The sequence below is a fragment of the Burkholderia sp. Se-20378 genome, from assembly GCF_017104665.1.
In the GTDB taxonomy this organism is placed as follows: domain Bacteria; phylum Pseudomonadota; class Gammaproteobacteria; order Burkholderiales; family Burkholderiaceae; genus Burkholderia; species Burkholderia lata.
Map to the genome: position 1 here is coordinate 1 of NZ_JAAGPG010001034.1, position 1,291 is coordinate 1,291.

Sequence of the window (1,291 nt, forward strand, 5' to 3'; positions counted from 1 at the left end):
TCCTGTGGGGCCGCGTCGATGCGAACGAGACGGGCGGCAGTGCGCATTTCGACACGGTCAACGCGGCCGTCACGGTCCCCGGCGAATTCGACGAGCCGCGCCTGACGTTCGACCGGTTGCGCGGCAACGCCAAGTGGGTGATCACGCCCGCGGCCGGCGACAAGCACGCGCGCGTCGACGTATCGCTGCCCGACCTGCTCGTCTCGAACCCCGATGCCGAAATCGCGGTGTCCGGCTCGTACACGAACCCCGGCCACGGTCGCGGCTCGCTCGACCTGCGCGCCGATTTCGCCCGCGCGTCGGTGGCACGCATTCCGCGCTACCTGCCGACCGGGATGTCCGAGCACCTGCGCGACTATCTCGGCCACGCACTGCAGGACGGCCAAGTGACCAAGGGCGCGTCGATCGTCGCCCGCGGCCCGCTCGAGAAATTCCCGTTCGAACACGAGCCGGACGCCGGCGTGTTCCACATCGTCGCGCCGTTCACCGGCGGCCGCTTCGAACCGACGCCGTACCCGCCGCGCAAGCTCGCGAACGGCACGCCGAGCGTCTGGCCGGCACTCGACGGGATCGACGGCGTGTTCGAACTCGCACAGAACAAGCTGCGTTTCGACATCCACCGCGCGCACTACAAGCGCGTTGCGCTGACGAAGGTGGCCGGCCGCATCGACGATCTCGGCAATCCGACCCACTCGCCGCTCATCATCGACGGCCATGCGCAGGGCCCGCTGGCCGACCTGATCGACTACGCGGACAACAGCTCGCTCGGCACGATGAGCGGGCATATCGGCCAGCGGATCGATGCCCAGGGGCCCGCGTCGCTCGCGCTCAAGATCACGATTCCGCAGCACGTCGCGCATCCGCACACGCACATCGAAGGCGCGCTCGCGTTCGGCGGCAACACGCTGACGACCAACGGCGTGCCGCCGCTGTCGGCGCTGCGCGGCAGTGTCCGGTTCACCGAGGCCGGCGCGTCGCTGCATGACCTGTCGGGGCGCTTCCTCGGCGGCCCGGTGCGCGCGAACGGCAACTTCCAGTCGCATGGGCCTTACGCGGTGGACGTCGACGGCCGGCTCGCGCTCGACGCCGCGCGCGGCCTGAACCTGCACGGCCCGGCCGCCGCGCTGCTCGAGCACGTGGTCGGCGACGCACCATACAAGGTCGCCGTGCGCGGCGCGCCGGGCCGCCTGCCAGACATCAGCGCACATTCCGACCTGACCGGCGTCGCGCTGAATTTCCCCGCGCCGTTCGCGAAGGCGGCCGGCGCGCCGATGCCGTTCAGCTTCACGCT

At 70.6% G+C, this 1,291-nt stretch carries 1 protein-coding gene; it reads left to right on the forward strand.

The features are described from left to right. Nucleotides 1-1,291, forward strand: a 1,291-nt coding sequence (locus G3N93_RS39915) for a YhdP family protein (protein WP_277396616.1), incomplete at both ends; no start/stop codon positions are given.